Genomic DNA, 962 nt, shown 5'->3' with positions numbered 1-962 from the left:
CACGTGTTTGTGTCCCAGCGAGCGGCAGCGAGTGCCATAATTTGTTTGTTATACGTTTGACAGAACAAAAAACTGCCTCATGCCAGTACTATAGAACACATAGTAAGCCCAAACAGCAATAATTGCCCCGCCTATTACAACCCCAGTTAAAGAATAAAAAGACATGAAGGCAATAATAGATGCCCAATATAAAAAAGTACCAACGCGGCCAGCCCAGTGTCTATTCACTGAAGCGAAGCAAATTGCAATGATTAATATGCTAAATAGAAGAAAGCCGGGCGCCATACCTGTTAACCAAAATTCTTGGTAAGTAAGGCTGCGTCCATTCAAGGAATACTCTCCGTTTGGCCAAGGCCAAAAAGCAAATAACACCATTAGTGAGTATGTAATTGAGTTGAGCATATGCTGAAACCGGAATAACTTTGGCATCCCTTTCGTTTCTTTGAATACTCTCATGAATTTATTAAAAATCATCCTTGATGCCTGTTCGACGTATAACACCTAAATATGGGGCACAAACAGGCAGGCTACAATGGCGAAGCCGCCTGCCTGTTTGTGTCCCAGCCCGCCTGCGGGCGACATGATTTTTTTGTTATGTACGTTCGAATTAAACATATAAGCTGATCTGCAAAGATGCCCACGTTAATACCATAGCAATAACGCTTGGATTTTTAGATTTGTTATTAATATGCAGGAACAATATTGTGAAGAAAATACTGACCGGGAGCATAAAAAATGCAGACTCCTTTGCGGTTACTATAGCTCCAAATCCCCACAGCAAAATCCTTGTAGCTAAGCTAAATAGAGACAAATAGAAAAATGAGCGAATGAAAAAAAATCTCAAATGCTCGTCTGAATTCAATGGGCGTAATTTTTTAGTAAAGAAAGCCTCTTTCAATATAAAGATGATTTCCTTATCTGTTTCATTCCATTGAATCATAATACTCCTGTAAGTACATAAC

At 39.4% G+C, this 962-nt stretch carries 2 protein-coding genes; both read right to left on the bottom strand.

The window, feature by feature from the left end:
• Nucleotides 1-48: 48 nt before the first annotated feature.
• Nucleotides 49-474, bottom strand: a complete 426-nt coding sequence (locus GVO63_RS19290) for a hypothetical protein (RefSeq protein WP_159582060.1) — start codon at nucleotides 472-474, stop codon at nucleotides 49-51.
• 133 nt (nucleotides 475-607) lie between these two features.
• A partial coding sequence (locus GVO63_RS19285) for a hypothetical protein (RefSeq protein ID WP_236552224.1) occupies nucleotides 608-962 on the bottom strand: 355 nt, incomplete at its 5' end.

This window comes from Alteromonas sp. KUL106, assembly GCF_009811415.1.
In the GTDB taxonomy this organism is placed as follows: domain Bacteria; phylum Pseudomonadota; class Gammaproteobacteria; order Enterobacterales; family Alteromonadaceae; genus Alteromonas.
Note: the sequence above shows the minus strand (reverse complement) of the source record. Positions and strands in the feature narration are given on the sequence as shown.